The 2,614-nt window shown below is 69.6% G+C and carries 1 protein-coding gene; it reads right to left on the reverse strand.

Annotation, left to right across the window (positions count from 1 at the left end):
* Positions 1–61: 61 nt before the first annotated feature.
* Positions 62–2,614: S8 family serine peptidase (locus tag ACFXKG_RS41105; RefSeq protein ID WP_384850702.1), on the reverse strand; the 2,553-nt coding region annotated here is incomplete at its 5' end.

Genomic DNA, 2,614 nt, shown 5'->3' on the forward strand with positions numbered 1-2,614 from the left:
GGGGAACGGTGTCCGTTCCCCGGGCGCGGCCGGTGATCTGTGACGTCCCTGTCCTGGCTGCCTACTTGAGCAGGTACGCCTTCAGGACGGTCACGTCGTAGGTGTTGCCGTTCTTGTCGGTGAGCTTCGCCTTGAAGGAGACCGAGGTGGCCTTCTTCGGGTGGCTCAGCGACAGGCTCTTCTTGCCGTCCTTCGCGGTGGTGACCGGCGCCTTGGCCCACTTCGTGCCGCCGTCGTAGGAGACCTGCACGGCGAGGGACTTGAAGCCCTTACCGGCGGCGGGCCCCTGGATCGTCAGCGGGACGGTGAGCTTCTTGCCCGCCGCGGCGGTGCTCGCCAGGTCCAGCTTCGGGGTGAAGCGGACGGTGGAGAGCGGCAGGGTCGCCGGCGTCGCGCCGGTGGTCTTCTTCGAGGTGTAGCTCCAGGCGGCGACGACGCGGCTGCTGACGCCCGCGACCTTGGTGGAGCGCGAGACGTCCGTGCTGATCACGTAGCGGGACGACTTCGTGGGCAGCCCGCCGGTGAACTGGCAGAGTTCGCCGTTCTCGTCGACGATCTTCTTGCCGTCGGCACTGATGACGGTCCGCTGCTTGGTCACCGACGAGGAGCCGGGGTGGCCGGCGCCGTCCGCGAACTCGGCGACGCAGACGGCCATTTCGTTGCCGAGACGCTCCGCCCGGTTGCGCGCGTCGACCTTGGGGCTGAACACACCGACGTTGTAGACCTTCTCGTAGGTCTTCTTCGGCTGGTAGGTCCTGGCCTTGTCGTCGACGAGGTTCGCCTCACCGCCGTCCTCCGTGCGGCCCTGCTGGCCGACGCCGAACTCCCAGGTGAATCCCTTGGGCGTGGTGACGTACGTCTTCGCCGTGCCGGGCAGCGGGAACGGGTCGGTGACCGTGCCGAGGCCCATCGACGGGGTGGACCAGAAGGCGTTGACGGTGCCGTGGCGGTTCTTGGCGGAGGCGCCGATCTTCAGGTTCACCTGGGCCAGTTCGCTCTTGGCCGTCTTGTGGCTGAAGCCGGTGTACATCGAACCGGGGCGGTTGTGGAGCAGGTTGTAGCTGGTGCTGCCCTTCTGCCACACGCCGCTGAGCTGGGTGGAGAACTGCTCGGCGGGCAGCGCGGCGCCGACCTGCGCGGTCCTGAGGCCCTTGAAGGAGCTCAGGAAATAGGTGCTGGCGAGCGAGGTGGACGGGGTGTCCAGCAGGTAGTTGAGGTAGGCGTCGCCCGCCTTCGCGGACTCCGGCGCGGTGATGGAGACCGGCTTCGTCTTGCGGGCGTCGAAGGTCACCGTCGCGTTCTTCGTGACCTTGATCCCGGGCTGGACCATCAGGGCCACGTCCGGTTCGCCGCCGCCCGCCTTCGGGATGTCGACGGGGACTTCGAGAAGGTAGGTGCCCTTCGGGACCCGGATCTTGGCGCTGCCGGTGCCGGAGACGTTCTTCCAGAAGTCGCCGTCGTGCCCGTAGACGGTGGCCAGCGCGTCGGCGGGCTTGCCCTTGGTGTCGATGAACTTCATCGTGAGGTCGTACGACGGGACCTCGCGGATCACACCGAAGGAGGTCCGTACGCTCTGGCCGCCCGCGGTGGCCTTGGCGACCAGGGCGCCGGAGAACGCGCCGTCCACACTGCCGGTCCGGGTGTTCGAGGTGATACCGACGTTCGCGGTGCCGCCGGCGGGTACGGTGACGCGGTTGGTGTCGGCCGTGAAGAAGCCGGCGGGGGCGGGCTTGCCCCGGGGGCCGGTGGTCTCCAGCGACAGGTCGAGGGTGACCGCCTTGGTGCCGGTGTTGCGGTAGGTGACCTGCTCGGTCACCGGCTTGTCGTCGGTGTGCGGCCACTGCTGGAGACCGAAGTTCACCGAGGTCTGCTCGCTCACCACGCTCTGGGTGATCGCCTTCGCCAGATCCGCGCGCCCGGTGCCCTGCTGGAACGCCGTCAGGCCGGTGCCCGGCTTCGCGGAGGCGGTCAGCGTCTGCTTGATCCGCTGCCCGCTCCAGTCGGGGTGCTGCTGCGCGAGGATCGCGGCGGCCCCGGCCACATGCGGCGTCGCCATCGACGTACCCGACATCGACACGTAGCCGTCGGCGGCCGGATCGCCGAGCTGGCCCTGGGCGGCCTTCGCGGCGACGATGTCCACACCGGGTGCCGTGATGTCGGGCTTGAGCGACCCGTCCGCGGTCGGGCCCACGCTGGAGAAGTCGGCGATCGCGTCCGTGCGGTCGACCGCCCCGACCGTCAGCGCGGAGGCCGCGCTGCCCGGCGAGCCGATCGTGCCGGCTCCGGGGCCGTCGTTGCCCGCGGCGATGACGAAGAGGATGTTCTTCTCGGCGGAGAGCCGGTCGACCGCCGCCTCCAGCGGGTCGTTCTCGACGGTGTCCTCGCCGCCGAGGCTGAGGTTGGCGATCCTCGCGCCCTGGTCGGCCGCCCACTGCATGCCCGCGATGATGCCGGAGTCGTCGCCGAAGCCGCTGTCGTCGAGCACCTTGCCGTCGAGGATCTTCGCGCCGGGCGCCACGCCCTTGTACTTCCCGCCGGACTTGGCGCCGGAGCCCGCGGCGGTCGACGCGACATGCGTGCCGTGCCCGACGTGGTCGACGGTGTTGCCCGATCC

The sequence above is a fragment of the Streptomyces sp. NPDC059255 genome, assembly GCF_042752355.1.
Lineage (GTDB): Bacteria > Actinomycetota > Actinomycetes > Streptomycetales > Streptomycetaceae > Streptomyces.